Below are 26,597 nucleotides of genomic sequence, written 5' to 3' on the forward strand. Positions count from 1 at the left end.
CGCTTATTTGCTCTATCGCCAAGCACTTCTATATTGATGAGGTGCTTTTGCGTTCCTGACGCTCAGCATCCACAAAACCGAGGAGGACATGGATGAAGTCGTCAGCCGCCGATGAGCCACGAGCACCGGGCCAAGCGCCGATTAAGACGCGTCGTTTCAGTATTTCACTGGTGTGGATCGTGCCGATCGTCGCGGTGCTGGTCGGTATTTCGCTGGTGGTGCACAACCTGATGCAGGAAGGCCCGACCATCGTCGTCAACTTCAAGACCGGCAGCGGCCTGACCGCCAACAAGACCGAAGTCAAATACCGCAATGTGGTGATCGGTCAGGTGACTGACGTCGAGTTGAGCGGCGATCAGAAAAGCGTCGACGCCACCATCAAGCTGTCCAAACAGGCTGAAACCTTTACCCGCGAAGACTCGCAATTCTGGGTCGTGCGCCCGCGCATCGGCGCCGGTGGCGTTTCGGGCATCGACACCCTGCTCTCCGGCGACTACATCGGTGCCGATATCGGTCAGGCCGACAGCCGCGCCAAACGTTTCAAGGGCCTGGAGAATCCACCGCCGATCACCTACGGCGAACCGGGCAAGCGCTTCATGCTGCACGCCCCGGACCTGGGCTCGCTGGACATCGGTTCGCCGGTTTACTACCGCAAGATTCCGGTCGGCCAGGTCGTGACCTACACCCTCAATCCCGAGGGCAAGGGCGTGGACATCGAAGTGTTCATTCACTCGCCAAACGACGCGTTCGTCACCGAAAACACCCGGTTCTGGAACGCCAGCGGCATCGACATCAATGTCGGCGCCAACGGCTTTGCGGTGAAGACCGAATCGCTGTCGACCATGCTGGTCGGCGGCATTGCCTTCCGTGCGCCGGATTACAGCCCCAACGATGTGGCCGCCGCCGACGACAAGGACTTCGAACTGTTCGCCGATCAGCAGACCGCCCTCGCCCCGCCCAATGGCAAAGCGCAATACATGGTGCTGCGTTTCGAGCAGTCCTTGCGCGGGCTCAAGGTCGATGCGCCGGTGGAATTTCTCGGCATGGAGATTGGCCGGGTGGTCGGCATCAATCTGGACTTTGACGCGAAGAAACGCAGCTTCCCGCTTAACGTCGGCATCGTCATTTATCCGCAGCGCCTGGGGCAGGCCTACAAAAAAATGCTCACCGAATTCAAGCACGACCCCGACGACGAAGCCGCCGGCATTCGTTTGCTCGGCACCTTCGTCGACAATGGTCTGCGCGCCCAAGCCCGCAGCGGCAACCTGCTGACCGGGCAGTTGTACATTGCGCTGGACTTCTTCCCGAAAGCCGAGAAAGTTGCGTTCGACGCGACGGCTCGGCCGGTGGTCTTGCCAACCGTGCCCGGCAGCCTCGAACAGTTGCAGGAAAAACTCGAAGCGGTGGTCGACAAGCTCAACAAACTGCCGGTCGAACGGATTGCCGGCAACCTCGACAGCAACCTCGTCGAGCTGCGCAAAGGCCTGACCCAGTTCAATGCGAAAACCCTGCCAAGCGTGCAGACCACCCTGGCCGACGTCAGCAAGACCTTGCAGTCCGCCAGCTCGACCCTGGCCGAAGATTCGCCACAGCGCGAGAAACTCACCGAGACCCTCGACGAACTCGGGCGCATGTCGCGTTCGCTGCGTGAGCTGTCGGATTATCTCGGTCGCCATCCGGAATCGCTGATTCGCGGTCGTCCCGACAACGCGGCGCCGCTGGATCTGAAAGGACCGCCGCGCAATTGAGCACAGGAGCTCCCCCATGGCTTTACCGCTGAAGATCACCGTGCTCGCTGCGTTCATGCTGCTGGGCGCCTGCCGCAGCGAGCCGATCAACTTTCACACCCTGACCCCGGTGCAACTGCCGGCGTCCCGCTCGGGCGCGCAGATTCCGATCGAGGGGATTAGCGTGCCGCCGCAAGTTGACCGTCCGCAAATCGTCATCCGTCAGGGCAACAATGGCCTGGCGATTCTGGAAACCCAGTGGTGGGGGGCGAGTCTGGCGGATGAGCTGCGCAGTGCCTTGAACGATCAACTGAGCAATACCGGCAGTCGCGGCAACGTCTCGGTGCGCATCGATGTGCAGCGTTTCGACTCGATCCCCGGCCAGTACGGACTGATCGACGTCAAATGGCGCCTGCGTCCCAGCGGTGCGGCGGACAATGCGCTGCTGACCTGCCATTCAACCTTGCAAACTCCGTCCGGCCCGAGCATCGACGACCTGGTGGCCGCGCAACAGAACAACGTCAAACGCCTGGCAGCATTGATCAATCAAGCGGCGGGTAATTCTCGCGCCTGCCCTTCGGCCTCCTGAGCCGCCGACAGCGTGACGGTGAAACGGCAGCCGTTGGGTTCGCGAGTCACCAACTGAACCTGCCAGCGCTGATGGCTGCAGATCCGCTGCACCAGCGACAATCCCAGCCCAAGGCCTTCACCGCGCTGCTCGTCACCGCGCACGAATGGCTGGAACATCGCGTGACGTTTCTCTTCCGGAATACCGATGCCGCTGTCCTCGACCACGAAGCTGTCCTTGAGCAGGGTCAACCTTACAAAGCCCTGATCGGTGTAGTGCCAGGCATTGCGCAGCAGATTGCCCATGACCGACTGCAAGAACGTCAGGTCATAACGCGTGGTGCCCGCCAGTTGCGGCTCGTAGATGAATTCCAGACCCTTTTCACGAATCAGTCGCCCCCAGATTTCCACCTGGGCATCGGCGATCGATTTGAGTGTGCAGGTCGATTCGGTACCAAGCTCTTCCGGCTTGCGCGCCAGCATCAAGAAGGTTTCGACCAGTTGGCGCATTTCAGCGCTGGCCCGGGCAATGCGTGTGACCTGCTGGGTGGAACGCGGATCCAGCGAAGGGTTGGCCAGCAACAGCTCGCAGGAGCTGGCCAGAATCATCAACGGTGTGCGCAGTTCGTGGCTGACGTCGCTGGTGAAGAGCTTTTCCCGATTCAGGGTTTCGCGTAACCGGCCGAGTGTCTGGTCAAAAGACAGGGCCAACTCCCCTACTTCATCATCGGCGTAATCCGGATGCAGGGCCGGCGCCAGCGCGATCAATTGATCACGATGCCGCACCTGCCCCGCCAGGCGAATCACCGGCGCCATGACCTGCCGCGCCAACAACCTGCCGAGCGCGACCGCCAGCATGACACTGAGGATGAACCCGACTATCACCACCACGAACAGCAGGTGTTCACGCTGTTCGAAGCTTTCCTGATTGCGCAACAGCACATATTTGCGGCCACCGACCGCCTCGACCATCGCGTAGAAATCGTCACCGTTGAAGGTGATCTCCTGAAACCCCTGGGGCAGTGCTGCCAGTTGTGGCGTCAGCGCCATTGGGCCTGGACCGTTCTCGAAAAAAAACAGTTCGCTCTTTTCCGGCTCGTGGCGCCATTGATTGATGTCGTCCATCGCCAACAAGCGGCGCAGTCCACCGCTGAGGGCGGTCATGGTCAACTTGTGCTCGACGACATGCACCGTGGCCACAATGCCCATCGCGAAAACACCGGCCACCACCGCGCTCATCAGGGCGAACACAATCACAATCCGATTGGCGAGGCTTTGCTTGAGGTCCATCCGGTTCAATGACTCCACTGCTGATGTCAGGGCTGCAAGGGGCGGCGCGACGACGTTGACCAATATTCGCAGCTTCGCTTTGCCCGGCGTTGTTGTTAAGTGTTTAAAACAAACAAAACGGGTATTTGAGTTTGTTTATCAAATAGCCGTTTTAGTTAACACACGCCGGACCTCGCAAATTTTTCACATGTTCTTCACTGCTCCGCCACGACTCTGAACGTAGTGTTCAGCAGCCATTCAAGTAGACCACCGTAAAGTAACTAACCTCCTGGAGCTTACGTTGCACTGTGCGTGTACTGAGTGGAACTCGGGAATGACAAGGGGCAACGTCGTGGTTGAATTAGTACACGTACAATCAGCGTCCAGGCGATGGGATCTGTCTCGTCCGCGCACTTGGGCAATCATTGCTGTCGGTTTGCTGTTGATTACACTGATTTGCGGCTTCGTCTGGATGCAACGTTCGCCCGCCAACCTGCGCTATGCGAGTGCGTCGGCTACCCAGGAATGGGTGAAGGCCTGGCAGGCCGGTGAGGTCGTCGCACTGGTGCGACATACCGAACGTTGCGACCGCTCGACCAATCCCTGTCTGGGGCCGGCAGACGGTATCACCCAGGCTGGCAGCATTGCTGCAGCCCAGGTAGGCCGTGGCTTTACGCAACTGGGCCTGGAAAAAACCCAGTTGTTCAGCAGCCCGTTGACGCGCACCCTGCAGACTGCGCATTACATGCTCGGCCACGATGCCGTGGCGGCGGAATGGCTGGAAACCTGTGGCCCGACGATGCGCGATGAGTTGGTGGCACACAAGACGCCGGGGCAGAACATGATCCTGGTGACCCACAGCGGCTGCATTGCCGATTTCGAACGGCAGACCGGTTACCCGCGCGCGGTCGCCGCCGAATATGGCAGCGCTGTTTTGGCCCGGATAGATGCGCAAGGAAAACTTGAAGTCATTGGCCTCATGAACCCCGAGGGTTGGCAACGATTGAACAAGTAATCATCAGACTTAATTAAATAAGGCCATGACTCAGTCAATGCTCTGGCACGGCGTGTTGGCGCCAATGAATTTGTAATAAGAAATGTTTTTTACTTTCAGCAATTGGAAATATTTCATTTTAAAGCTTGTCTTCTCAAGGAGAACTTAAAGCTGGAAGCAGACCCGTTCTCTGAATGCAGGACACGCCCATCGGCCGTGCTCGCCTCTGCATTCATTCAACCCAGTGCCGCGCCTGCTACGGAAATCGCCAGGCCGCCACTGAAACGCACACTTTGTACTGCACCAAGGTCCAGTCATGACGTCTGAGAACAAACCGCTGCACCATGCGGCGTTGAATTTGCCGCGCCTCCCCCAGCGCACCCTGATCGAACGCTTTGCGATCCCCGGGCTGGTGCTGGCATTCGTGGCGTTTTATCTGCTGCCGCTGATGACCCACGGCCTGTGGATTCCCGATGAAACCCGTTACGGGCAGATCAGTCAGGAAATGCTGCAGAGCGGCAACTGGGTGGCGCCGCACTTCATGGGCATTCGCTACTTTGAAAAACCGATTGCCGGCTACTGGATGATTGCCATCGGCCAAGCCATTTTCGGTGAAAACCTGTTCGGCGTGCGCATCGCCTCGGCACTCAGCTCCGGGGTTAGCGTGTGGCTGGCCTACCTGTTGGCCCGGCGCCTGTGGAACAACCCGCGAATCAGCGCCGCGTGCGCCCTCCTTTATATGAGCTTCGGCCTGATTGCAGGACAAGCCGGCTATGCCAACCTCGATCCGCAGTTCACCTTGTGGGTCAACCTGAGTCTGGTGGCGATCTGGTTTGCCATCGACAGCAACACCCCGCGCGCGCGCCTGGGCGGCTGGGCTTTGTTGGGATTTGCCTGCGGCATGGGCCTGATGACCAAAGGTTTCCTCGCCCTGATGCTGCCGGTGCTGATCGCCATGCCCTACATGATATGGCAACGGCGTTTCGGTGAGTTGGTGCGTTATGGGCTGGTTGCCGTTGCAGTGGCCGCGCTGGTCAGCGTGCCATGGGCACTGGCCGTGCATGCCCGTGAACCGGATTTCTGGCGGTTCTTCTTCTGGCACGAACACATCCGCCGCTTCGCCGCCGGTGAAGACGCACAGCACGCACGACCATGGTGGTTCTACCTGCCGCTGCTGTTTGCGGCCACCTTGCCGTGGGCACTGCTGTTGCCTTCGACACTGCTGCGTACCTGGCGGGAAAAGCGTGATCCGAAAATCGCCTTCCTCGCCTTGTGGTTCCTGCTGCCGCTGGCATTTTTCAGCGCGAGCAGCGGCAAACTGCCGACTTACATCATGCCGTGCCTGCTGCCTCTGGCCCTGTTGATGGGCCACACGCTGATGGGCTGGCTCGAACGCCAGAACGGCCGTGTCTTGCGCATCAACGGTGTGGTCAACGTGATGCTGGCCGTTGCCGCACTGGTCGCGCTGATCTATCTGCAAGCGACCCGTGAAATTTACGAACACACCGAAATGTTCAGCCTGTCGCTGGGCTATATCGTGCTGCTTGGCTGGCTGATTGCCGGATCGCTGCAAGCCTTGCGCCCTCTGGCGCTGTGGGCAATGCCGGCGTTGGGCATCGGCCTGCTCGTCGCATTGCTGCCGGCCGCGATGCCGGCGACCATCGTCAACAGCAAGATGCCGGATCAGTTCATTGCCGAACATCAGCAGCAACTGAGCGAAACCAGCTCGTTGCTGAGTAACGACCTGGGAGCCGCTTCCGCATTGTCATGGCGTTTGCGCCGCCCGCAAGTCGACCTGTTCAACACCGTTGGCGAGCTCAAGTACGGCCTCGATGACCCGGCCATGGCGTCACGCAAGGTCAGCCTCGACGGCGTAGGCGAATGGATGACCGCAGCGCGCAAGAAAGGCTCGGTGGGCGTGGTAATGCGCGTCAACAGCACCTCTGACGAGCAGCAACTGGAGCTGTTGCCGATCGATGGTCAGCACTTCCGGCGCGGCAACCTGGAAATCTTCATCTTTGCCCAGAGCAAACCATGACCGCAGACAAAAAAGACCGGGGCGCGTTGCTGCTCCTGCTGACGGCGACTGCCCTGCTGTTATTGCTCGGCCTGGGCAGTCGCGAGCTGTGGGGGCCGGAAACCCGCTGGGCCAACATCGCCTTGCAGATGCTGCAAAGCGGCGACTATTTCGATCCCTATCTCAAAGGCAGTCCTTATTACGACAAACCGCTGCTGTCGTACTGGCTGATCACCGCGACCTCCTGGTTCACCGGCGGACTGGGGCACTGGTCGTTGCGTCTGTCTTCGGTGATTTCCGCGTGGTTCAGCGTGTGGCTGGTGTATCTGCTTGGCGAGCAACTGTTTCGCAAAGGCACCGGGCTGATCGCCGGCTGGATGCTGGCGACCACCTTGTATTTCGTGTTCTGGGCGCGAGTCGCCACCGCCGACATTCTCACCGTCTGCGGCGTGCTGGCGGCCGTCTGGTGGTATTGGCGCGGCCCGGATGACACCCGCTTCTGGCGTTACGTGGTGTTCTTCGGTTTGTTGTCGCTGACGTCGCTGTTCAAGGGCCTGATCGGTTTCATCCTGCCGGGGCTGGTGCTGCTGCCGCACCTGCTCAGCGAACACCGCTGGAAACGTCATCTGAACCTGCGACTGTTCGGCGCGCTATTGATCGCCGGGGCGTTTTACATGGCGCCGTTCCTGTTGTCTCACCTCTACGGTGCGCCCAACTACGAACAAAGCGGCCTCGGCCTGGTGCTGCGTGAAAACGTCGTGCGGTTTTTCCAGCCGTTCGATCAGTTCGGGCCGATTTACACCTACTTGATCTACCTGCCGGTTTACACCCTGCCCTGGGCACCGTGCTGGTTGATCGCCTTGTGGGTGGCCGCGCGCAACTGGAAGCACATCGAACCGGATACCCGCTGGCTGATTCAAGGGCTCGCGCTGCTGATGCTGTTCTTCACCGCCAGTGGCAGTCGCCGCAGTTATTACGTCCTGCCGTTGGTGCCCTTCGCGCAATTGCTGGGTGCCTGGTGGGTCACCCGGCGCATGGCCGCCCGCAACAGCGAAGGCCGTGGGCTGAAGATCGGCTTCGCTGTCACTACTGTGTTGCTCGCTGCGGTACTGGGTGTGCTTTACCCGTGGACCAACAGCGGCGGCGGTGTCATCCGCTTCGGCGAGCAGGTACGCGAGCAGGCCAGTCAGCAGGCACCGTTGAATCAATGGCGCATGGTCATGATCGAGGTCGACAACAAAGTACCGATGTATCTGCAAACCGGTGGTGCACCGTTCTACTACGTGCCGGAAACGATCGAGGACTTCCCGCACAATGGCGACACAGCGACGCTGATCGCCTGGCTGCAACGCACCAGCGGCGAACATTGGGATCCGCAACGCACGATCTTCGTGGCGCAATACCGTTCCGGTGACGCCGTGCCACTCGATGCGCTGAAGGCTGATCATCAGGTCATCACCACCACCCCGACCCGTGGCGAACAGGTATTCCACGGGCGTGCAGACCAGAGCGTGGCTTACATCCCCCACTCCTGAGCAATGACGCTAAGACAAAAGGAGAGAGTCGCGGTAAATTTGAATGGTAATGACAAGTATTAACGGCTTCTTTGACGTTTTTTTCTCATTTGCCACCCTACATTGCCGCGACTCGACACTTGCAAATCGTTCGCATTGTTTCCTGCGAGGGTTTGCTCATAACGTCTGAAAACAGGAGCTGCCCGAATGAATCCATGCTTTCCATCCTTCTTCAAACGCGCATTGCTGGCCACTGCGTTGCTCGGCACCGGGCAGGCTTTTGCCGCCGATTCGGTGGGTCTGGTGGTCTACAACGCGCAGCATGAAACGCTGACCAAGGCCTGGGTGGCCGGCTTCACCGAGGAAACCGGCATTCCGGTGACCATTCGCAACGGCGATGACACCGAGATGGGCAACCAGCTCGTGCAGGAAGGCGCCGCCTCGCCGGCAGACGTATTCCTCACCGAGAACTCCCCGGCGATGGTGCTGGTGGACAACGCCAAGCTGTTCGCCCCTCTGGCGCCCGCTACCCTTGAGCAAGTCGATTCCGCCTACCGTCCGGCCCACGGCAATTGGGTCGGTATCGCCGCCCGTTCCACCGTGTTCGTCTACAACCCAAGTAAACTGACTGAAAAGGACTTGCCCAAATCCCTGCTCGACCTCGCCACCCCGGCCTGGAAAGGCCGTTGGGCCGCCTCCCCGGCCGGCGCGGACTTCCAGGCGATCGTCGCCGCCGTCCTGCAACAGAAAGGCGAAGCTGCCACGCTGGAATGGCTCAAGGGCATTAAGACCAACGCCACGATCTATCGCGGCAACAGTGCGGTGCTCAAAGCGGTGAACGCCGGACAGATCGACAGCGGCGTGATCTATCACTATTACAGCTTCGTTGATCAGTCCAAGACCGGCGAAAACAGCAAAAACATCAAGCTGTACTACTTCAAACATCAGGATCCGGGTGCGTTCGTCAGCACCTCCGGCGCTGGCGTGCTGGCCTCCAGCAAGCATCAGGATGAAGCGCAGAAGTTCGTCAAATACATCACCAGCAAGGAAGGTCAGGAAGTGCTCGAAACCGGCACCTCCTTCGAATACGCCGTGGGTAAAGACGCGCCGTCCAATCCGAAGCTGACTCCGCTGAAAACCCTCGACGCGCCGAAAGTCGATGCGTCGACCCTCGACAGCAAAAAAGCCGTCGAGCTGATGACCCAGGCCGGATTGCTCTAAGTGATGCCCGAAACCTTGCCTGCACCGGCCGTTGCGACGGCCGCCGCCAGCCTCCTTCACCCGCCCCGCACGCTGGCCGGGCGTGGCAGTTCGTGGGTGGTGAGCTCGGCGGTGCTGGTGTCGTTGTTGTCCCTGCTGCCGATTGCGTTCGTCATCGGCGTGGCGTGGTACACCGGCTGGGCGACCATCGAAGCTCTGATCTTTCGCCCGCGGGTCGGCGAATTGCTGATCAACACCGTGCTGCTGGTGCTGATCACCCTGCCGCTGTGCATCCTGCTCGGAACCGCCCTGGCCTGGCTGACCGAACGCAGCAACCTGCCCGGCCGACGCCTGTGGTCAGTGCTGGCGGTGGCTCCGCTGGCCGTGCCGGCGTTCGTCCACAGTTATGCGTGGGTCAGCCTGATTCCGTCGATCCACGGTCTGCCGGCCGGTGTGCTGGTGTCGGTGATCGCCTATTTCCCGTTTCTGTATTTGCCGATTGCCGCGACCTTGCGCCGTCTCGATCCGGCGATTGAAGACGTCGCGCAATCCTTGGGACTCAAGCCGTGGGCGGTGTTCTTTCGGGTGGTGTTGCCGCAATTGCGCCTGGCAATCTGCGGTGGCGCGTTGTTGGTCGGTCTGCATTTGCTGGCCGAGTACGGCTTGTACGCGATGATCCGTTTCGACACCTTCACCACGGCGATCTTCGATCAGTTCAAATCGACGTTTAACGGCCCGGCGGCCAACATGCTCGCTGGCGTTCTGGCGCTGTGCTGTCTGGCGATGCTCACCGCCGAATCTGCCGCCCGTGGCAACGCCCGCTATGCGCGAGTCGGTTCCGGCAGCGCCCGGGACCAGCGCAGCGTGCAACTGGGGCGTGGCGCGACAACTCTGGCGTTACTGTTGCAAACCCTGACCTGCCTGCTGGCCCTCGGTGTGCCGTTGCTCACGCTGGGCCGCTGGCTGGTGGCCGGTGGTGTGCAGGTCTGGCAAGGTGACGAGTTGCTGCCGGCGCTGCTGCAAACCTTGTCTTACGGAGTGGCCGGCGCATTGCTGACCAGTGTCGCGGCGATCCCCATCGCGTGGCTGTCGATCCGCTCGCCGGGCAAACTGCAGCGCTTGCTGGAAGGCTGCAATTACATCACCAGTTCACTGCCCGGCATTGTCGTTGCTTTGGCGCTGGTCACCGTGACCATTCATTTCGCCCGGCCGATCTACCAGACCACCATCACGGTGCTCTTGGCCTATCTGCTGATGTTCCTGCCCCGGGCGCTGGTCAGCCTGCGCGCCGGTTTCGCACAGGCCCCGGTCGAGCTGGAAAACATCGCGCAAAGCCTTGGCCGCTCGCCGATACGCGCATTGTGGCTGATCACCGTACGCCTGGCGGCCCCCGGCGCGGCGGCAGGTGCGGCACTGGTGTTCCTGGCAATCACCAATGAACTGACCGCAACCCTGCTGCTCGCGCCCAACGGCACACGCACCCTCGCCACCGGTTTCTGGGCGATGACCAGCGAAATCGATTACGCCGCCGCCGCGCCCTACGCGTTCTTGATGATCCTGCTTTCACTGCCGCTGACGGCCATTCTCTATCACCAATCCAGGCGTACCGCTGGCCGATGAACGCTCTCGAACTGCTCAACCTCAGTAAAACCTTCGGCGCGCAGAAGGCGCTCGACGACGTCAGCCTCAACGTGCCGACCGGCAGCCGCACGGTGATCGTCGGCCCCTCCGGTTCCGGCAAGACCACGCTGTTGCGGATGATCGCCGGCTTCGAGTTTCCCGACAGCGGCAGCATTACGCTCAACGGCCAGACGCTGGTCGACCGCAGCCACGCAGTGCCGGCCTATCAACGGCAGATCGGCTACGTCCCGCAGGACGGCGCGTTATTCCCGCACATGACGGTGGCGGCGAACATCGGTTTCGGCCTGGCCCTGACCGGTGCGGCCCGCACCCAGCGCATCCTTGAGTTGATGGACAGCGTCGCCCTCGACGCCAACATGGCCAACCGTTGGCCCCACGAATTGTCCGGTGGCCAGCAACAGCGGGTCTCGCTGGCCCGCGCTCTGGCACAACAGCCACGGCTGATGCTGCTCGACGAGCCGTTCTCCGCCCTCGACACCGGTTTGCGCAGTGCCATGCGCAAAATGGTCGCGCGCCTGCTCGAAGACGCCGGCGTCACCACCATTCTGGTGACCCACGATCAGAGTGAAGCGTTGTCGTTTGCCGATCAATTGGCGGTGATGCGCAGCGGCCGGCTGGTGCAGTCCGGGCATCCGATGGATCTCTACCGCTATCCGCAGGATGAACAGACCGCGCACTTTCTCGGCGAAGCGGTGGTCCTGCCCGCGCGAATCGAGGCGGGTTGGGCGCATTGCGATCTGGGTCCGGTGGCGGTGAACAGCAACGGCTTCAGCGGCGCCGCGCAGATCATGCTGCGCCCCGAGCAATTGCAGATCGCCGAAGGGGCATCTGACAGTCAAGGCTGCCATGCGCTGGTCACCGACCGTGACTTTGCCGGCAACACCTGTACCCTGACCGTTGAACTGAGCTCATCCGCGACTCAGGATCCGGCCCGTTCGATTCTGGTGCGCAGCTCCGGCATGCACGCGCCGCCCGCCGGCAGCGCGGTGCAGCTGTCGGTACTCGGTGCGGCGCATGTGTTTGGCCTGAACTGATCAGAGATCGAAGCGATCCACCGCCCGCCGCCGCTCGTTGTCATCGCGCACATCGTAGTTGGCGGTAGTCTGAATGTTGCTGTGATGCGCCAGTTTCTGCGCGATCGACAGGTCGTGCTCCTCGATCACCCGAGTGATGAACGAGCGACGGAAATCGTGGGGCATGATCTTCACCCCGACCTGCGTGCCGCGCTGGCGAGCGATGTAGTAGATCGCATGCTTGGTGATGCGCTCGCGGGTAATGTGGCTGCCACGGCGAATGCGGTTGAACAGGAAGGCATCGTCGCTCTCGCCTTCCTTGAGCTGCGAGCGGCGCAGTTCGAGCCATGCATCGAGCTTGCTGAAAGCCCATGCCGGCGCGTACTTGATCAACTGCTTGTTGCCCTTGGCGGTGACGCACAGGCTGCGCTCGCTGAAGTCGACCTGATTCAGGTCCAGATCCACCGATTCCGACTTGCGCATACCGGTGCCGTACAGCAGCGCGATGATTGCTGCATCACGCAGGCCCTGCGGGCGTGGGTCGGCGGCGCAGACTTCCATCAATTCGTGAATCAGCGTGCGCTTGAGATTGCGCCCCTGAGACAGCCGCGTGCCGGCGATGCCCTTGACCGAGCGCATCTTCAAAAGATGTTCCTGGCTGATCAGACTCATGCGCCAGGCCTCATTCATCACCCCGCGCACCGCATTCACATACAACGAAGAAGTGTTCGGTGCGTAGTTGTCTGCGCGTAATGCAGCGACCAGCGCTACAACATCTTCCGGTTGCAAGGCATGCCAGGGAATCTCTTCGACATTCATGTCTTCAAAGCCCAGGCGATCGGCCGCATCTTGCAGCACATAGCGCATGGTCAGTTGGCTGGAGGGCGCCAAACGCGCGAGGTACAGGCTCATCGGGTTGGTTTTTGGAGCGTCGGGGGTTGCAGCAACTAAATCAATCAAACGTTAAACCTTGAGTAAAAAACGTACAGCACTACAACAACTAACAAATGCAATGTACTTGAAGTAAAGAAGGTACTTGAGCGGCACTGTCCGACAAAAAACTGCGATGGACGGCAGAAGCCTGAACAGCGGCTGTATAAGTGACAGATAAACGATTCGCCAACCGGTTTTTCATGTTCCTTTCACAAAAACCGGCATAACCTTAATTCCCATAGGTTCGGTAGTGGCTATGCCCCAACCTGCCGGGCAAATCGTGAAAAGTCAATCAATCCCCGACGTCATGCTTTTTTTGCCAAGTTATTGATGCAGGAGCGCTTTTCTGTGTCTACGCTGAGGCTGGATCCAATAACCGCGTGAATCCATCCTTTATTTTTTTTGTAATGAGGTGCCCATGAGTCAGGCGTTTCTCCCCTTCTCCCGCCCAAGTATTGGCGATGAGGAAATTGCCGCTGTCGAGCAGGTGTTGCGCTCGGGCTGGATCACCACGGGGCCGAAAAACCAGGCACTCGAAGAGCAGTTTGCGCAGTACGTGGGTTGCAAGCACGCGGTGGCCTTGTCTTCGGCCACCGGCGGCATGCACATCACGCTGCTGGCCCTGGGCATCGGCCCGGGCGACGAAGTCATCACCCCGTCGCAGACCTGGGTTTCGACCGCCAACATGATCTCCCTGCTGGGCGCCAAACCGGTGTTTGTCGATGTCGACCGCGACACGCTGATGACCGACGCTGCGCGCATCGAAGCGGCCATCACTCCGCGGACCAAGGCAATCATTCCGGTGCACTATGCCGGCGCTGCATTCGATCTCGATCCGCTGTACGCCCTGGCCGACAAGCACGGCATCCCGGTCATCGAAGACGCCGCCCACGCCGCCGGCACCCGCTACAAGGGGCGCCACGTCGGTTCGCAAGGCACGGCGATCTTCTCGTTCCATGCGATCAAGAACATGACCTGTGCCGAAGGCGCGATGTTCGTCACCGACGACGAAGCCCTTGCCAGCCGCGTGCGCATGCTCAAATTCCACGGCCTGGGCGTTGACGCCTATGACCGTCTGACCGGTGGCCGCAAGCCGCAGGCGCAAGTGATGGAACCGGGCTTCAAGTACAACCTGGCCGACATCAACGCCGCGATTGCCCTGGTGCAGTTGCAACGTCTGGACGAAATCAACGCCCGGCGCACCGAACTGGCCACCAGCTACCTGCAAAAATTCGAAGGCCTGCCGGTGCAACCGCTGGCCCTGCCCGCCTATGCCCAGCAACACGCCTGGCACCTGTTCATCCTGCGCATCGACAGCGAGCGTTGCGGCATGGATCGCGAAGCCTTCATGAAGGCGTTGCAGGATCAGGGCATCGGCACCGGTATCCATTTCATCGCCACCCACCTGCACACCTGGTATCGCCAGCGTGACCCCGACCTGTACCTGCCCAACACCGAATGGAACTCGGCGCGGCTGTGCTCGATTCCGCTGTTCCCCGACATGACCGGTCAAGACCTTGACCGGGTGGTCGGTGCCATCGCACACATCATGGAAAAACGCCTGTGAAACCTTATCCAATCCGTAGCGTGTCGATCGTCATCCCGGTCTACAACGAACAGGAAAGCCTGCCCGAGCTGCTGCGTCGTACCGAGGTGGCCTGCCGCCAGTTGCACCACGATTTTGAAATCGTGCTGGTCGACGACGGCAGCCGCGACGAATCGGCGAACATGCTCGAAGAAGCCGCCGGGCGTGAAAACAGCCCGTTCGTGGCGGTCATCCTCAACCGCAACTATGGTCAGCACGCCGCGATCATGGCCGGTTTCGAACAGTGCAAGGGCGACGTGGTGATCACCCTCGACGCCGATCTGCAGAACCCGCCGGAAGAAATCCCACGACTGGTGGCCGAAGCCGAAAAAGGTTACGACGTGGTCGGCACCGTGCGCGGCAATCGTCAGGATTCGGCGCTGCGCCGCTACCCGTCGAAGCTGATCAACCTCGCCGTGCAGCGCTCCACCGGCGTCGCCATGAGCGACTACGGCTGCATGCTGCGCGCCTACCGCCGCACCATCATCGACGCGATGCTCGCCTGCCGCGAACGCAGCACGTTCATCCCGATCCTGGCCAACAGCTTCGCCCGTCACACCACCGAAATCGTCGTGGCCCACGCCGAGCGTGAACACGGCGACTCGAAATACAGCCCGATGCGCCTGATCAACCTGATGTTCGATCTGGTCACCTGCATGACCACCACCCCGCTGCGTCTGTTGAGCATCGTCGGCTTCGCCATGGCCGGCTTGGGCGTGCTGTTCGCGATTGCGTTGATTGTCTTGCGTCTGGCCTTCGGTGCCGGTTGGGCCGGTGACGGCATGTTCGTGCTGTTCGCCGTGCTGTTCGTGTTCACCGGTGGCCAATTCATCGGCATGGGCCTGCTGGGTGAATACCTCGGCCGCATGTACAGCGATGTGCGCGCCCGTCCACGTTTCTTCATCGAAAAGGTGTTGCGCAGCCAGCCGGCCGATCCGGCCCCTGCCGTCACCGTTGATGGTCTTTCTTCTACCGCTACTTCTTCCACTTCCGATCAGGTTCTCTCATGAGTGCAAAAACTGTTGTCTTCGCTTACCACGATATTGGCTGCGCCGGCATTGAAGCCCTGCTCAACAGCGGCTATGACATTGCAGCAGTGTTCACTCACGCCGATGATCCGAAAGAAAACGCGTTCTATGCCTCGGTTGCACAGCTGTGCGCCAACAAAGGCATCCCGGTCCACGCGCCGGAAGACGCCAACCACCCACTGTGGATCGAGCGCATCGCCAAGCTGGACCCGGAGTACATCTTCTCCTTCTACTACCGCAACCTGCTGAGCGAACCGCTGCTGGCCCTGGCCAAAAAAGGCGCGTTCAATCTGCACGGTTCGTTGCTGCCACGCTATCGCGGCCGCGCTCCGGCGAACTGGGTGCTGGTCAACGGCGAAACCGAAACCGGCGTCACCCTGCACCGTATGGTCAAGCGCGCTGATGCTGGCGCCATCGTTGCCCAGCAGCGCGTTGCCATCGACCGCAGCGACACCGGCCTGACCCTGCACGCCAAACTGCGCACTGCCGCCAGCGACCTGCTGCGCGACACCCTGCCGAACATGCTGCAAGGCCAGATCACTGAAACCCCGCAAGACGAATCGAAAGCCACCGTGTTCGGTCGCCGCACCCCGGCGGACGGCAAACTGGTCTGGGCCAAACCGGCTGAAGAACTGTTCAATCTGGTGCGCGCCGTCACCCGTCCTTACCCGGGCGCGTTCTGCGCCGTGGGCGAGCACAAACTGATTGTCTGGAGCGCCGAGGTCGTCAAGGGCAACGAAGGCCAGGCGCCAGGTCGCGTGATCAGCGTCGATCCGCTGCGCATTGCCTGCGGTCAGGACTCGCTGGTGATCAACGCCGGTCAGCGCAACGACAACGGCCTGTACCTCAGCGGCCCGCAACTGGCCAACGAACTGGGTCTGGTCGATGGCTCGCTGCTGCGCGGCGCCGAATCCGGTCGTGCGCCACGTCGCACTCGTGTGCTGATCCTCGGTGTCAACGGCTTCATCGGTAACCACCTGTCCGAGCGCCTGCTGCGTGACGACCGCTACGAAGTCTACGGTCTGGACATCGGCTCCGACGCCATTGACCGTCTGCGCAGCCACCCGCACTTCCACTTCGTCGAAGGCGACATCAGCATTCACTCCGAGTGGATCGAGTACCACATCAAGAAGTGCGACGTGGTCCTGCCGCTGGTGGCCATCGCCACGCCGATCGAATACACCCGCAATCCGCTGCGCGTATTCGAACTGGACTTCGAAGAGAACCTGAAACTGGTGCGCTACTGCGTCAAGTACAACAAGCGCGTGATCTTCCCGTCGACCTCGGAAGTCTATGGCATGTGCCAGGACAAGAACTTCGACGAAGACAGCTCGAACCTGATCGTCGGTCCGATCAACAAGCAGCGCTGGATCTACTCGGTCTCCAAGCAACTGCTGGATCGCGTGATCTGGGCTTACGGCGCCAAGGGCCTGAACTTCACCCTGTTCCGTCCGTTCAACTGGATGGGCCCGCGTCTGGACCGTCTGGATTCAGCGCGTATCGGCAGCTCCCGCGCCATCACCCAGTTGATCCTCAACCTGGTGGAAGGTACGCCGATCCGTCTGTTCGACGGTGGCGAGCAGAAGCGTTGCTTCACTGACATCGCTGACGGCGTTGAAGCCCTGGCGCGGATCATCGACAACGACAACGATGTCTGCAACGGCCAGATCATCAACATCGGCAACCCGGACAACGAAGCCAGCATCCGTCAGTTGGGCGAAGAGCTGCTGCGTCAGTTCGAAGCGCACCCGCTGCGCCACAACTTCCCGCCGTTCGCCGGTTTCCGCGACGTGGAAAGCAAGGCGTTCTACGGTGCCGGTTACCAGGACGTGGAACACCGCAAGCCAAGCATCGCCAATGCCAAGCGCCTGCTGAACTGGGAGCCGACCGTGGAAATGCGCGAGACCATCGGCAACACCCTGGACTTCTTCCTGCGTGAAGCCATGCTCGAAATCGCGGACAAGAAGTAATGCAGGCAGGTCTTCGTATCGATGTCGACACCTACCGTGGCACCCGTGAAGGTGTGCCGCGGCTGCTGGAGATGCTCGACGAGGCGCAGGTCAAGGCAACGTTTTTCTTCAGTGTCGGCCCGGACAACATGGGTCGGCATCTGTGGCGCCTGATCCGCCCGCAGTTCCTCTGGAAAATGCTGCGCTCCAACGCTGCCGGCCTCTACGGCTGGGACATTTTGCTGGCCGGCACTGCCTGGCCCGGCAAACCGATTGGCCGTGATCTCGGGCACCTGATGCGTCAGGCCCGGGACGCCGGTCACGAAGTCGGCCTGCACGCCTGGGATCACCATGGCTGGCAGGCCAACGCCGGGCGTTGGAGCGATGCCCAACTGATCGAACAGATTCGTCAGGGCGTCGACACGTTGAGCGACATCCTCGGAGAAAAGATCCAGTGTTCGGCCGCCGCCGGTTGGCGTGCGGACGAGCGCGTGATCGAGGCCAAACAGGCCTTCGGCTTTCGCTACAACAGCGATTGTCGCGGGCAGAGCCTGTTCCGTCCGCTGCTGGCGGACGGTTCGCTGGGCACTCCGCAGATTCCGGTGGACCTGCCGACCTTCGACGAAGTCGTCGGCCCGCACGTGGCGGCGAAGGACTTCAACGCCTTCATCCTCGACCGGTTCCAGTCGCAAGCACTCAACGTCTACACCATTCATGCCGAAGTAGAAGGGATTCTGATGGCTCAGGACTTTCGTCAATTGCTGGCCGATGCACGCCAGCGCCACATTGACTTCAAACCCTTGGGCGACTTGTTGCCCGAGTTTTTCAACACCCTGCCCGTGAGCCGCGTGCAACGCGGTGTGCTCGAAGGCCGTGAAGGCTGGCTGGGAGTGCAAGGCGCATGACCAGACGCTGGGCACTGCCGCTGTTGGTCGGCCTCTGTCTGCTGGCCTATCTGTTGCCATTGAGCACCCATGGCCTGTGGATCCCCGACGAAACCCGTTACGCACAGATCAGCCAGGACATGCTGCTCAGTGGCAATTGGGTGTCGCCGCATTTCATGGGGCTGCGGTATTTCGAGAAACCGATTGCCGGCTACTGGATGATCGCCATCGGCCAGGAATTGTTCGGACAGAATCTGTTCGGCGTGCGCTTCGCCTCGGCCCTCAGCACGGCTTTGAGTGTGCTGCTGGCCTACCTGGTCGCGCGCAGGTTATGGAACGATCCGCGCAAGAGCTTCGTCTGCGCCCTGCTCTACATGAGCTTTACAGTCGTCGCCGGTCAGGCCGGGTACGCCAACCTCGATCCGCAATTCACCTTCTGGGTCAACCTGAGCCTGGTGGCGCTGTGGTTTGCGCTCGACAGCAAAAGCACCGGGCACCGTCTGGGCGCCTGGGCGCTGCTGGGGCTGGCCTGCGGCATGGGCTTCATGACCAAGGGCTTTCTCGCCTGGTTGCTGCCGGTACTGATCGCGTTGCCGTGGATGCTTTGGCAAAAACGCTGGCGCGAACTGCTGGTGTTCGGTCCGGTGGCGATCGCCATCGCGATCATCGTCAGCTTGCCGTGGGCGCTGGCGGTGCACGCACAAGAACCGGATTACTGGCGGTTCTTCTTCTGGCACGAACACATCCGCCGCTTTGCCGGTGACGATGCGCAGCACGATGCACCGTGGTGGTTCTACCTGCCACTGCTGGTTGCATTCAGTCTGCCGTGGGTTGGCCTGTTGCCGACCGCGTTCAAGCAAGCCTGGCAAACCCGGGCCCAGCCGAACATGGTCTTCCTGCTGTTGTGGCTGTGGTTGCCGCTGGGCTTTTTCAGCCTGAGCAACGGCAAGCTGCCGACCTACATTCTGCCGTGCCTGTTGCCATTGGCACTGCTGCTGGGTAATGCGCTGGCTGATCGCCTGCGTCTGGAACAAGGTCGGGCACTGGGGATCAACGGCCTGCTGAACCTGATGCTGGGTGTGGTCACGCTGATCGCACTGGTTTACCTGCAACTGAACAAACCGGTGTACGACCACGAACTGCACAGCCTGGTGCTGGTGTTCATCGCCCTGATCGGCTGGATCATCGCCAACCTGGCGCAAGCGTTCCTGCCGTTGCAGTGCTGGGCGGCGCCGGCGTTGGGCAGTCTGTTGCTGGCGGGAATCCTGCCGGCGGCGTTGCCCAAGTCGGTGGTGGCCAACAAAACCCCGGATCAGTTCATCCGCCACCATGTCACCGAACTGTCCGGCGCCACGCATCTGCTGAGCAATGATCTGGGTGCGGCGGCAGCGCTGGCCTGGCGCATGAAACAACCAGAGGTCGCGCTGTACAACACGGTCGGCGAACTCAAATACGGTCTGTCTTACCCGGAAGGCGCTGAACGCCGACTCACCAAGGACAACGTTCAACAATGGGTACGTGAAGCTCGCCGCAGCGGCTCGGTCGGCGTGCTGATGCGCGTCAAGGGTCAGGACGAGCTCGAAGAGCTGGACCTGCTGCCCAAGGACGGTACCCGTTATGAGTCGGGCAATCTGGTGATCATGGTGCTGCCCAAGGATCCGTCATGAGTTGGTTGCTGTTACTGACGGCGTGTCTGCTGACGTGCCTGGGGCAAGTCGCGCAGAAATTCGCCGTGGAGAGCTGGCGCGGCGTTGATTCGTCCTGGGCCGACAAACTGCGTTCGCCATGGTTGTGGCTGGCGCTGTTTGCTCTCGGCAGCGGGCTGCTGGTGTGGCTGCTGGTGTTGCAACGTCTTGAAGTGGGCATCGCTTACCCGATGCTCAGCCTCAACTTCGTGCTGATCACCCTGATCGCCCGCTTCGTTTTTCGCGAGCCCATCGACCGTCAGCATTGGCTGGGCGTGGCGCTGGTGATCGGCGGCGTGGTTTTACTGGGGCAACAGTCATGAACAAGGCACGCGGTATTGGTTTTGCCCTGGCCAGCGTCGGACTGGTCAGTGGCGCGCAACTGGGCATGCGCTGGAGCATGACGCGCCTGCCGCAACCGGAACAATGGCTGACGGCGCTGAGCGCCGGCAGTGTCGATCTGTCGGCACTGGCCGTGGTGGTGGCGGCGATTTTCGCCTACGCCCTGTCGATGCTCTGCTGGCTCGCGGCATTGCGCGATCTGCCGTTGGGCCGGGCTTATTCACTATTGAGCATCAGCTACGCGCTGGTGTACCTGCTGGCGGCCAGTCTGCCGCTGTTCAACGAATCGTTCAGTTTCACTAAATCGCTGGGCGTGGCACTGGTCATGCTCGGGGTCATCACTATTAACACTCGTCCGTCTCGTGCGCCCGAATTCAGGAGTGCTCCATGAAAATCACAGTATTTGGTAGCGGTTATGTTGGCCTGGTGCAGGCCGCCGTGTTGGCCGAAGTCGGTCACGACGTCGTGTGCATGGACATCGATCAGAAGAAAGTCGAACTGCTGCGCCAGGGTCACGTCAGCATCTTCGAACCGGGCCTGTCGAGCTTGGTGCGCGAAGGCCTGGACTCCGGCCGCCTGCATTTCACTTCCGATGAAAAACTCGCCGTACAGCACGGTCGCGTCGCGTTCATCGCCGTCGGTACACCGTCCAGCGAAGACGGCTCGGCTGACTTGAAATACGTGCTGTCGGTAGGTGACGCCGTGGCGCGCCACCGTGAGCAGCCGCTGATCCTGGTGGAAAAATCCACCGTACCGGTCGGCACCGGCGACACCCTGCGTGCGCACATTCAAACCGCGCTGGACAAGGCCGGTCGTGAGTTGCAGTTCGATATCGTCTCCAACCCGGAATTCCTCAAGGAAGGTTCGGCGGTGGCCGACTGCCGTCGTCCGGACCGCATCGTCATCGGCTGCGAAGGTGACGAAGTGCAAGATGTGATGCGCGACCTGTACTCGCCGTTCAACCGCAACCATGACCGCATCATGTTCATGGACCTGCGCAGCGCCGAGCTGACCAAATACGCCGCCAACTGCATGCTGGCGACCAAGATCAGCTTCATCAACCAGATTGCCGAACTGGCCGAACACCTGGGCGCCGACATCGAGTCGGTGCGTCAGGGCATCGGTGCCGACACGCGCATCGGTTACCACTTCATCTACCCGGGCTGCGGTTATGGCGGTTCGTGCTTCCCGAAAGACATGCGCGCGCTGATCCACAGTGCCGAACAGGCGCATTGCTCCAGCGACCTGCTGCAAGCGGTCGAAGCGATCAACGAGCGGCAGAAGCACAAGCTGTTCGACCGTATTAACGCGTTCTACAAGGGTGACCTGCGCGGCAGGACCTTCGCCCTGTGGGGCCTGGCGTTCAAACCAAACACCGATGACATGCGCGACGCACCGAGCCGCGTGCTGCTCGATTCGCTGTTCGCCGCCGGCGCCAGCGTGCGCGCGTTCGACCCGGAAGCCATGCAGGAAACCCAGCATCTGTACCCGAACGAAGAAAAACTGATGCTGATGGGCACCCCGGAATCGGTGCTGGCGGGTTCCGATGCGCTGATCATCTGCACCGAATGGCAGCAGTTCAAGGCGCCGGATTTCGACCTGATCGAGCAACGCCTGAAAGCCCCGGTGATCTTCGACGGCCGCAACCTGTACGACGCCGAGCGTCTGGCGCGCAACGGCTTCAAGTACTTCCCGATCGGCCGTGGCGACTCGCGCAAACTGCCGATGCCGCTGCAGCAATGGTCTGACAAAGCGGACGTCGCTTGATCACGTTGTCGCCTGTCATCCGCCGGCAGTCCCTGATCGCAGGACTGCTGGCACTGTTGCTGTTCATCGCCGGGGTTTACGGACAGGCGCCCATTGGCTTCGATTCACGGTTCGTACTGTTTGCCCAGGAAATGTTGCGACACGGGCCAACGGTATTCCCGACCACTTACGGTCAACCTTACGCCGACTATTCAGCCCTCTCGACGCTGTTCATCTGGTTGTTGTCGTTGCCCTTTGGCGCGGTCAACACCCTGACGGCATGGCTGCCGAGCGCCATCGCCGGCGGCGTGATCGTGACATTGATGTACCGTTTGCTGGCGGTGCATTCGCAGCGCTGGGCCCTGATCAGCATCGCGCTGTTGATGCTCACCAGCACCTTCGTCACCGAAGTGCGCGCGGTGTCGCAAGACCTGATGCTCGCCGCCGTGGCGCTGTCGGTGTTTTATCTGGGCTATGCGCACGACCACTTCGGCTCGCGCCGGCGCTGGCCGCTGATCTTTGTCCTGTTGTTGCTGGGCTTCGGGATTCGCGGGCCTATCGGCCTGGTGGTACCGACCGGCATGCTCTGCAGTTACTACCTGCTCAACCGTGAGTGGAAACGCCTCTTCGTGTTCGGCGTGATCGCTTCTGTGTTACTCGCAGCGTGTGTCAGCCTGCTGTTGTGGCTGGCGAAACTCAGCGGTGGCGAAGCCTTCCTGCAGGACGTGATCCGCATGCAGTTCATGGGGCGCATGGACGGCAGCGAAGGCGTCAGCGGTTCGCTGTATTACTTCACCAGCTCGATGGGCAATTACGCACTGGCGTATCCGCTGGCGATCCTGGCGTTGGCCGCGACCTGGCTGAGCAAACCGCATCAGCGCGGGCCGGCCTTGCGTCTGGTGCAATATTGCGCCGCCGCCGGGCTGATCGTCATGGTCGGCCTGTCGATTCCACAGGCGAAGAAGGCGCGTTACCTGCTGCCGATGTTGCCGATGGCGGCGATCATCGCCGCGTACCCGTTTCAGGTGCTGCACGGTCGGGTGTTCCGCGTATTGCGTGGGGTGATTCAAGGTATCTGGCTGGTGACGCCGGGACTGTTGATGGTGGCCCTGCTGGTTGCCAAGCGCCGTTTTCCCGAGCAGCTCGACGGCATCACCCTGGTGCTGGTCGTGCTCGGCGTTCTGCAATTACTCGCGTTGTCGCGTCTGATGATCCCGCGCTGGCGGGCCGAAGTGTTGGCGCTGTGCTCGGTGTTAGCCTTGTGGACGGTGTATGCCGCGGTGTTCGAACCGGTGGAGCGACGTCTGTACGACACGCAGGCGTTCAGTCGTGCTGCCTTCGCGCAGGTGCAGCAGAACCCGGCCCCGCTGGTGCTGCACGGCATGGGCAAAGACGCCAAGGCGATCAAGTTCATGGTCAACGTCGAGCAGGATCTGCAACCGCAGTTCACCGAAACGGTGCAGCAACTCGAAGCCCTCAAAGCCCCGGCCTGGTTGATGATGGACAGCAAGGACCTGCAATCGCTGCAAGGCACCTCGCTGGCCAGCCTGCAACCGGTGCTGACCGGGCGTTTCGACAAGAACGATTACGTGCTGTTGTATCTGAAGCCCTTGTAGGAACTGATTGAGGCTGCGATCTTTTGTGCTTTCAGGAAAAAGATCGCAGCCTGCGGCAGCTTCTACAGGGACTGTTTACCATGAGTTTTGTTGTACGCCGGGCGCGGCAGAATGATGCCGCCGCCCTCCCCGCCATCGAACGCTCGGCCGCCGAGCTGTTTCGCACAGATCCTACCCTCGCCTGGCTTGCCGACACCGACGTGGCAAGCGCCGCGCAACACCGCCAAGCCATCGACAATGCCTACGTCTGGGTCGCCGAAAACACCTCGGCGCAACTGGCAGGGTTTATTCGCGCGCTGGATTTCGACAACCAACTGCACATTGAAGAACTGTCCGTCAGCCTGGCGTTTCAGGGGCAAGGCGTGGGTCGTCGACTGGTGTTGACTGCGATCGAACATGCCCGCCATGAGCAATTGCGCGCGGTGACCCTGACCACGTTTCGCGACCTGCCGTGGAATGCGCCGTTTTATCAGCGGATGGGGTTTGTGGAAGTCGCACCCGGTGAGCACGCAGCGCATTTGCTCGATGCTCTGCAGAAAGAAATCGAGCATGGCTTTGCCGCCGAGCGACGCTGCGCCATGCACCTGAAATTGCCCTGACAGGACAAATCCCTTGTAGGAGCGAGCCTGCTCGCGATAGCGTCCGGTCAGTCAACTGCGTTGGTGCCTGACACTCGGTATTCGCGAGCAGGCTCGCTCCCACACGGTTTCTCATCATGAAAATAAGGACATTTGCACTGCCGTGGCCACCTACTCCCGCCTGATCCGCCGACTGATGATCACTTCGCTGAGCATCGTCATCAGCCGTGCCCTGATCAGTCCGCTGCTGACCCTGTTCCTCAGCAACAAACTGGGTCTCAACCCGCAGGACGTCGGCCTGCTGTTGGGCATCGCGGTGTTCAGTGCCACGCTGTTGTCGCTGTACGGCGGCTACATCATTGATCGCCTCGACAAGCGTCAACTGTTGATCCTTACCATGCTCTCCAGCGGTGTCGGCCTGATGTTGCTGACCTTCGCGCAGAATCTGTACCTGGTCACACTGGTGCTGATCATCAGTGAAACGGCGTCGGCGCTGTTCCTGATCTGTTCCAAAGCGATGCTCAGTGAAAACCTGCCGGTCGGCCAGCGGGTCAAGGCGTTTTCGCTGAACTACACGCTGACGAATATCGGCTACGCCGTCGGCCCGATGATCGGCGTGGTGATTGCCGGGGTTCAGCCTTCAGCGCCATTTATCGTCGCGGGGCTGATTGCCGCTGGCAGCGTTTTTCTGCTGCTGGGCGTGTCCCGTGAGGCCAGTCCGGAGTCGCAGGCCAGCCCCCCACAGAGTTTCCTGAACACCCTGATCATCCTGAAAAACGACCGCACGATGATCCTGTTCACCCTCGGCTGCCTGCTCAGCACCCTGGTTCACGGGCGCTTCACCCTGTACCTGTCGCAGTATCTGCTGGTGACCCACACGCAAGAGCAGACCCTCGACACCATGGCCGCCCTGCTCGCCTGCAACGCGATCACGGTGATCCTGCTGCAATACCAGATCGGGCGCTTTCTCAAGCGTGAGCACCTGCGGTTCTGGATTGCCGGCGGCACCGCGTTGTTCATCGTTGGCCTGATCGGTTTCAGCATGGCCGACAGTCTGGTCGGCTGGTGCGTGGCGATGTTCATCTTCACCCTCGGCGAGATGATCATTTACCCGGCGGATTTCCTCTTCGTCGACACCCTCGCTCCCGAAGAGCTGCGCGGCAGTTACTACGGCGCGCAGAACCTCGCGGCACTGGGCGGTGCGCTGAGTCCGGTGATGTGCGGGTTCCTGCTGATGCACACGCCGGCGCCGAGCATGTTCTACGCCCTGAGCGCTCTGGCGGGGCTGGGTGGGTATCTGTGTTTTGTCAGTGGACGCCGCGTGGCGACAATTCAAAAATAATGCACTGAAGCAGCATTTATATGAATTTGTCAGCATCGACTTTGCACGGCACACTGTGCGCGTTCCTCCCCCAATAGTTGGAACGCTTCGAGGACTTTCCGAAACGGACAAGTCCTTTTTTTTGCCCCGAATTTACTGCAAGGACCCGATTCACATGCTCGCTCGCTGGTTGCCCGCCGCCATCAACACCCGCCCCACCGAATGGAGCCGCGCCGCCATCGGCATGGCGCTGGGCACCTTGTTCAGCGTCTGGGCGTGCAGTCAGGTGTTCGGCATTGAGGTCGCGTATCACCTGATCGGGCCGTTGGGCGCTTCAGCGGTGTTGCTGTTTGCCGTCTCATCGGGCGCCCTCGCGCAACCCTGGTCGATCATCGGCGGCTACCTGTGCGCCAGCGTGGTCGCGCTGCTGGTGGCCCACGTCCTCGGCCGAACCCTCGGCAGCGCCTGCCTGGCGGCGGGCATGGCACTGATCCTGATGTGTTGGCTGCGTTGCCTGCATCCGCCGGCCGGCGCACTGGCGCTGACCTTGGTGCTGGCCGATCCCGCCACCATCGCCATGGACTGGAAAGCCATGGAACCGGTGATGCTCGCCGCCGCCTGCATGCTGCTCAGCGCCCTGGCCTACAACAACCTGACGCGCATCCGCTACCCCAAGCGCCCGGCCGAGCCAGCGCCGGCACTGGTGCCGGTGGATAGCCAGGCCATTACCGCTGAGGATTTGAAACTGGCACTGGCCGACATGGAAGCGTTCATCGACGTCACTCCCGAAGACCTCGAACAACTGATCCACGCCAGCGAACTGCACGCCAAACGCCGCAGCATCCGCGAAGTTTTCTCCCGTTAAGCACCTGAATCTCTGTGGCGAGGGAGCTTGCTCCCGCTCGGCTGCGCAGCAGTCGTAAAACCGCCGTGTCGGGCCGCTTCGCAGCCCGGCGGGAGCAAGCTCCCTCGCCACAAAGGCAATCCT

General features: G+C 61.0%; 21 protein-coding genes and 1 pseudogene. 20 read left to right on the plus strand and 2 right to left on the minus strand.

Annotated elements, in window-relative coordinates:
- The first annotated feature begins 92 nt into the window (after positions 1–92).
- Both H043_RS0111190 and H043_RS0111195 read left to right on the plus strand, forming a co-directional pair.
- On the plus strand, positions 93–1,748 hold the full coding sequence (locus tag H043_RS0111190) for an intermembrane transport protein PqiB (protein ID WP_027611938.1): 1,656 nt from the start codon (positions 93–95) through the stop codon (positions 1,746–1,748).
- Positions 1,749–1,764: 16 nt separating this feature from the next.
- On the plus strand, positions 1,765–2,316 hold the full coding sequence (locus tag H043_RS0111195; RefSeq protein WP_027611939.1) for a membrane integrity-associated transporter subunit PqiC: 552 nt from the start codon (positions 1,765–1,767) through the stop codon (positions 2,314–2,316).
- On the opposite strand, the gene H043_RS0111200 is transcribed toward H043_RS0111195, so the two are convergent.
- On the minus strand, positions 2,274–3,584 hold the full coding sequence (locus tag H043_RS0111200; RefSeq protein ID WP_027611940.1) for a HAMP domain-containing sensor histidine kinase: 1,311 nt from the start codon (positions 3,582–3,584) through the stop codon (positions 2,274–2,276). The two genes, H043_RS0111195 and H043_RS0111200, sit on opposite strands and share 43 nt — an antisense overlap.
- Positions 3,585–4,035: 451 nt before the next feature.
- Between H043_RS0111200 and H043_RS0111205 the strand changes: the two genes are divergently transcribed.
- The 6 genes from H043_RS0111205 (at position 4,036) to H043_RS0111235 (ending at position 11,963) form a co-directional block, all read left to right on the plus strand.
- Positions 4,036–4,578, plus strand: a complete 543-nt coding sequence (locus H043_RS0111205) for a histidine phosphatase family protein (RefSeq protein WP_256214184.1) — start codon at positions 4,036–4,038, stop codon at positions 4,576–4,578.
- Positions 4,579–4,873: 295 nt separating this feature from the next.
- On the plus strand, positions 4,874–6,595 hold the full coding sequence (arnT, locus tag H043_RS0111215; protein ID WP_027611942.1) for a lipid IV(A) 4-amino-4-deoxy-L-arabinosyltransferase: 1,722 nt from the start codon (positions 4,874–4,876) through the stop codon (positions 6,593–6,595).
- Complete coding sequence (locus H043_RS0111220; protein WP_027611943.1) at positions 6,592–8,109, plus strand: glycosyltransferase family 39 protein; 1,518 nt, start codon at positions 6,592–6,594, stop codon at positions 8,107–8,109. The genes arnT (H043_RS0111215) and H043_RS0111220 overlap by 4 nt, the downstream gene beginning before the upstream one ends.
- 186 nt (positions 8,110–8,295) lie before the next feature.
- On the plus strand, positions 8,296–9,309 hold the full coding sequence (locus tag H043_RS0111225; RefSeq protein ID WP_027611944.1) for an iron ABC transporter substrate-binding protein: 1,014 nt from the start codon (positions 8,296–8,298) through the stop codon (positions 9,307–9,309).
- 3 nt (positions 9,310–9,312) lie between these two features.
- Positions 9,313–10,908 carry an iron ABC transporter permease gene (locus H043_RS0111230; protein WP_049827871.1) on the plus strand — a complete coding sequence of 532 codons (1,596 nt, stop codon included), beginning with the start codon at positions 9,313–9,315 and terminating at the stop codon, positions 10,906–10,908.
- On the plus strand, positions 10,905–11,963 hold the full coding sequence (locus tag H043_RS0111235; protein ID WP_027611946.1) for an ABC transporter ATP-binding protein: 1,059 nt from the start codon (positions 10,905–10,907) through the stop codon (positions 11,961–11,963). Before H043_RS0111230 ends, H043_RS0111235 begins: the two co-directional genes overlap by 4 nt.
- Here H043_RS0111235 and xerC read toward each other — a convergent pair whose 3' ends face one another.
- Positions 11,964–12,854 (minus strand): tyrosine recombinase XerC, encoded by an 891-nt coding sequence (gene xerC, locus H043_RS0111240; RefSeq protein WP_027611947.1) that lies wholly within the window; start codon positions 12,852–12,854, stop codon positions 11,964–11,966. It lies immediately after the preceding gene.
- 439 nt (positions 12,855–13,293) lie between these two features.
- Here xerC and arnB point away from each other — a divergent pair, with 439 nt between their 5' ends.
- The 12 genes and pseudogenes from arnB (at position 13,294) to H043_RS0111300 (ending at position 26,474) form a co-directional block, all read left to right on the plus strand.
- Positions 13,294–14,442, plus strand: coding sequence for a UDP-4-amino-4-deoxy-L-arabinose aminotransferase (arnB, locus tag H043_RS0111245; protein WP_027611948.1), 1,149 nt, complete (start codon positions 13,294–13,296; stop codon positions 14,440–14,442).
- Complete coding sequence (arnC, locus tag H043_RS0111250; RefSeq protein WP_027611949.1) at positions 14,439–15,470, plus strand: undecaprenyl-phosphate 4-deoxy-4-formamido-L-arabinose transferase; 1,032 nt, start codon at positions 14,439–14,441, stop codon at positions 15,468–15,470. Before arnB ends, arnC begins: the two co-directional genes overlap by 4 nt.
- Positions 15,467–17,458, plus strand: a complete 1,992-nt coding sequence (gene arnA / locus H043_RS0111255) for a bifunctional UDP-4-amino-4-deoxy-L-arabinose formyltransferase/UDP-glucuronic acid oxidase ArnA (protein WP_027611950.1) — start codon at positions 15,467–15,469, stop codon at positions 17,456–17,458. Before arnC ends, arnA begins: the two co-directional genes overlap by 4 nt.
- Positions 17,458–18,342 carry a 4-deoxy-4-formamido-L-arabinose-phosphoundecaprenol deformylase gene (arnD, locus tag H043_RS0111260; RefSeq protein ID WP_027611951.1) on the plus strand — a complete coding sequence of 295 codons (885 nt, stop codon included), beginning with the start codon at positions 17,458–17,460 and terminating at the stop codon, positions 18,340–18,342. Before arnA ends, arnD begins: the two co-directional genes overlap by 1 nt.
- Positions 18,339–19,988 carry a lipid IV(A) 4-amino-4-deoxy-L-arabinosyltransferase gene (arnT, locus tag H043_RS0111265; protein WP_027611952.1) on the plus strand — a complete coding sequence of 550 codons (1,650 nt, stop codon included), beginning with the start codon at positions 18,339–18,341 and terminating at the stop codon, positions 19,986–19,988. Before arnD ends, arnT (H043_RS0111265) begins: the two co-directional genes overlap by 4 nt.
- Positions 19,985–20,329 carry a 4-amino-4-deoxy-L-arabinose-phosphoundecaprenol flippase subunit ArnE gene (gene arnE, locus H043_RS0111270; RefSeq protein WP_027611953.1) on the plus strand — a complete coding sequence of 115 codons (345 nt, stop codon included), beginning with the start codon at positions 19,985–19,987 and terminating at the stop codon, positions 20,327–20,329. Before arnT (H043_RS0111265) ends, arnE begins: the two co-directional genes overlap by 4 nt.
- The gene (gene arnF / locus H043_RS0111275) at positions 20,326–20,739 is read left to right on the plus strand and encodes a 4-amino-4-deoxy-L-arabinose-phosphoundecaprenol flippase subunit ArnF (RefSeq protein ID WP_027611954.1); all 414 of its coding nucleotides are present in this window, start codon (positions 20,326–20,328) and stop codon (positions 20,737–20,739) included. Before arnE ends, arnF begins: the two co-directional genes overlap by 4 nt.
- Positions 20,736–22,096: pseudogene (locus tag H043_RS0111280) on the plus strand (UDP-glucose/GDP-mannose dehydrogenase family protein). The gene arnF and the pseudogene H043_RS0111280 overlap by 4 nt, the downstream one beginning before the upstream one ends.
- A 15-nt stretch (positions 22,097–22,111) precedes the next feature.
- On the plus strand, positions 22,112–23,710 hold the full coding sequence (locus H043_RS0111285) for a glycosyltransferase family 39 protein (protein WP_027611956.1): 1,599 nt from the start codon (positions 22,112–22,114) through the stop codon (positions 23,708–23,710).
- Positions 23,711–23,790: 80 nt separating this feature from the next.
- Positions 23,791–24,309 (plus strand): GNAT family N-acetyltransferase, encoded by a 519-nt coding sequence (locus tag H043_RS0111290; RefSeq protein ID WP_027611957.1) that lies wholly within the window; start codon positions 23,791–23,793, stop codon positions 24,307–24,309.
- Positions 24,310–24,451: 142 nt separating this feature from the next.
- On the plus strand, positions 24,452–25,630 hold the full coding sequence (locus H043_RS0111295) for an MFS transporter (protein WP_027611958.1): 1,179 nt from the start codon (positions 24,452–24,454) through the stop codon (positions 25,628–25,630).
- Between the two features lie 154 nt (positions 25,631–25,784).
- Positions 25,785–26,474: an HPP family protein gene (locus H043_RS0111300; protein WP_027611959.1), complete on the plus strand. Its 690-nt coding sequence runs from the start codon at positions 25,785–25,787 to the stop codon at positions 26,472–26,474.
- Positions 26,475–26,597 lie beyond the last annotated feature (123 nt).

Origin of the sequence: Pseudomonas sp. URIL14HWK12:I6 (assembly GCF_000514195.1) — a bacterium.
In the GTDB taxonomy this organism is placed as follows: domain Bacteria; phylum Pseudomonadota; class Gammaproteobacteria; order Pseudomonadales; family Pseudomonadaceae; genus Aquipseudomonas; species Aquipseudomonas putida_A.

What these genes read in the sequence shown, in the direction of transcription:
- H043_RS0111190 (WP_027611938.1), top strand. Translation starts at nt 93, where the DNA reads ATGAAGTCGTCAGCCGCCGATGAGCCACGAGCACCGGGCCAAGCGCCG.
- H043_RS0111195 (WP_027611939.1), top strand. Translation starts at nt 1,765, where the DNA reads ATGGCTTTACCGCTGAAGATCACCGTGCTCGCTGCGTTCATGCTGCTG.
- H043_RS0111200 (WP_027611940.1), bottom strand. Translation starts at nt 3,584, where the DNA reads ATGGACCTCAAGCAAAGCCTCGCCAATCGGATTGTGATTGTGTTCGCC.
- H043_RS0111205 (WP_256214184.1), top strand. Translation starts at nt 4,036, where the DNA reads ATGCAACGTTCGCCCGCCAACCTGCGCTATGCGAGTGCGTCGGCTACC.
- arnT (WP_027611942.1), top strand. Translation starts at nt 4,874, where the DNA reads ATGACGTCTGAGAACAAACCGCTGCACCATGCGGCGTTGAATTTGCCG.
- H043_RS0111220 (WP_027611943.1), top strand. Translation starts at nt 6,592, where the DNA reads ATGACCGCAGACAAAAAAGACCGGGGCGCGTTGCTGCTCCTGCTGACG.
- H043_RS0111225 (WP_027611944.1), top strand. Translation starts at nt 8,296, where the DNA reads ATGAATCCATGCTTTCCATCCTTCTTCAAACGCGCATTGCTGGCCACT.
- H043_RS0111230 (WP_049827871.1), top strand. Translation starts at nt 9,313, where the DNA reads ATGCCCGAAACCTTGCCTGCACCGGCCGTTGCGACGGCCGCCGCCAGC.
- H043_RS0111235 (WP_027611946.1), top strand. Translation starts at nt 10,905, where the DNA reads ATGAACGCTCTCGAACTGCTCAACCTCAGTAAAACCTTCGGCGCGCAG.
- xerC (WP_027611947.1), bottom strand. Translation starts at nt 12,854, where the DNA reads ATGAGCCTGTACCTCGCGCGTTTGGCGCCCTCCAGCCAACTGACCATG.
- arnB (WP_027611948.1), top strand. Translation starts at nt 13,294, where the DNA reads ATGAGTCAGGCGTTTCTCCCCTTCTCCCGCCCAAGTATTGGCGATGAG.
- arnA (WP_027611950.1), top strand. Translation starts at nt 15,467, where the DNA reads ATGAGTGCAAAAACTGTTGTCTTCGCTTACCACGATATTGGCTGCGCC.
- arnD (WP_027611951.1), top strand. Translation starts at nt 17,458, where the DNA reads ATGCAGGCAGGTCTTCGTATCGATGTCGACACCTACCGTGGCACCCGT.
- arnT (WP_027611952.1), top strand. Translation starts at nt 18,339, where the DNA reads ATGACCAGACGCTGGGCACTGCCGCTGTTGGTCGGCCTCTGTCTGCTG.
- arnE (WP_027611953.1), top strand. Translation starts at nt 19,985, where the DNA reads ATGAGTTGGTTGCTGTTACTGACGGCGTGTCTGCTGACGTGCCTGGGG.
- arnF (WP_027611954.1), top strand. Translation starts at nt 20,326, where the DNA reads ATGAACAAGGCACGCGGTATTGGTTTTGCCCTGGCCAGCGTCGGACTG.
- H043_RS0111290 (WP_027611957.1), top strand. Translation starts at nt 23,791, where the DNA reads ATGAGTTTTGTTGTACGCCGGGCGCGGCAGAATGATGCCGCCGCCCTC.
- H043_RS0111300 (WP_027611959.1), top strand. Translation starts at nt 25,785, where the DNA reads ATGCTCGCTCGCTGGTTGCCCGCCGCCATCAACACCCGCCCCACCGAA.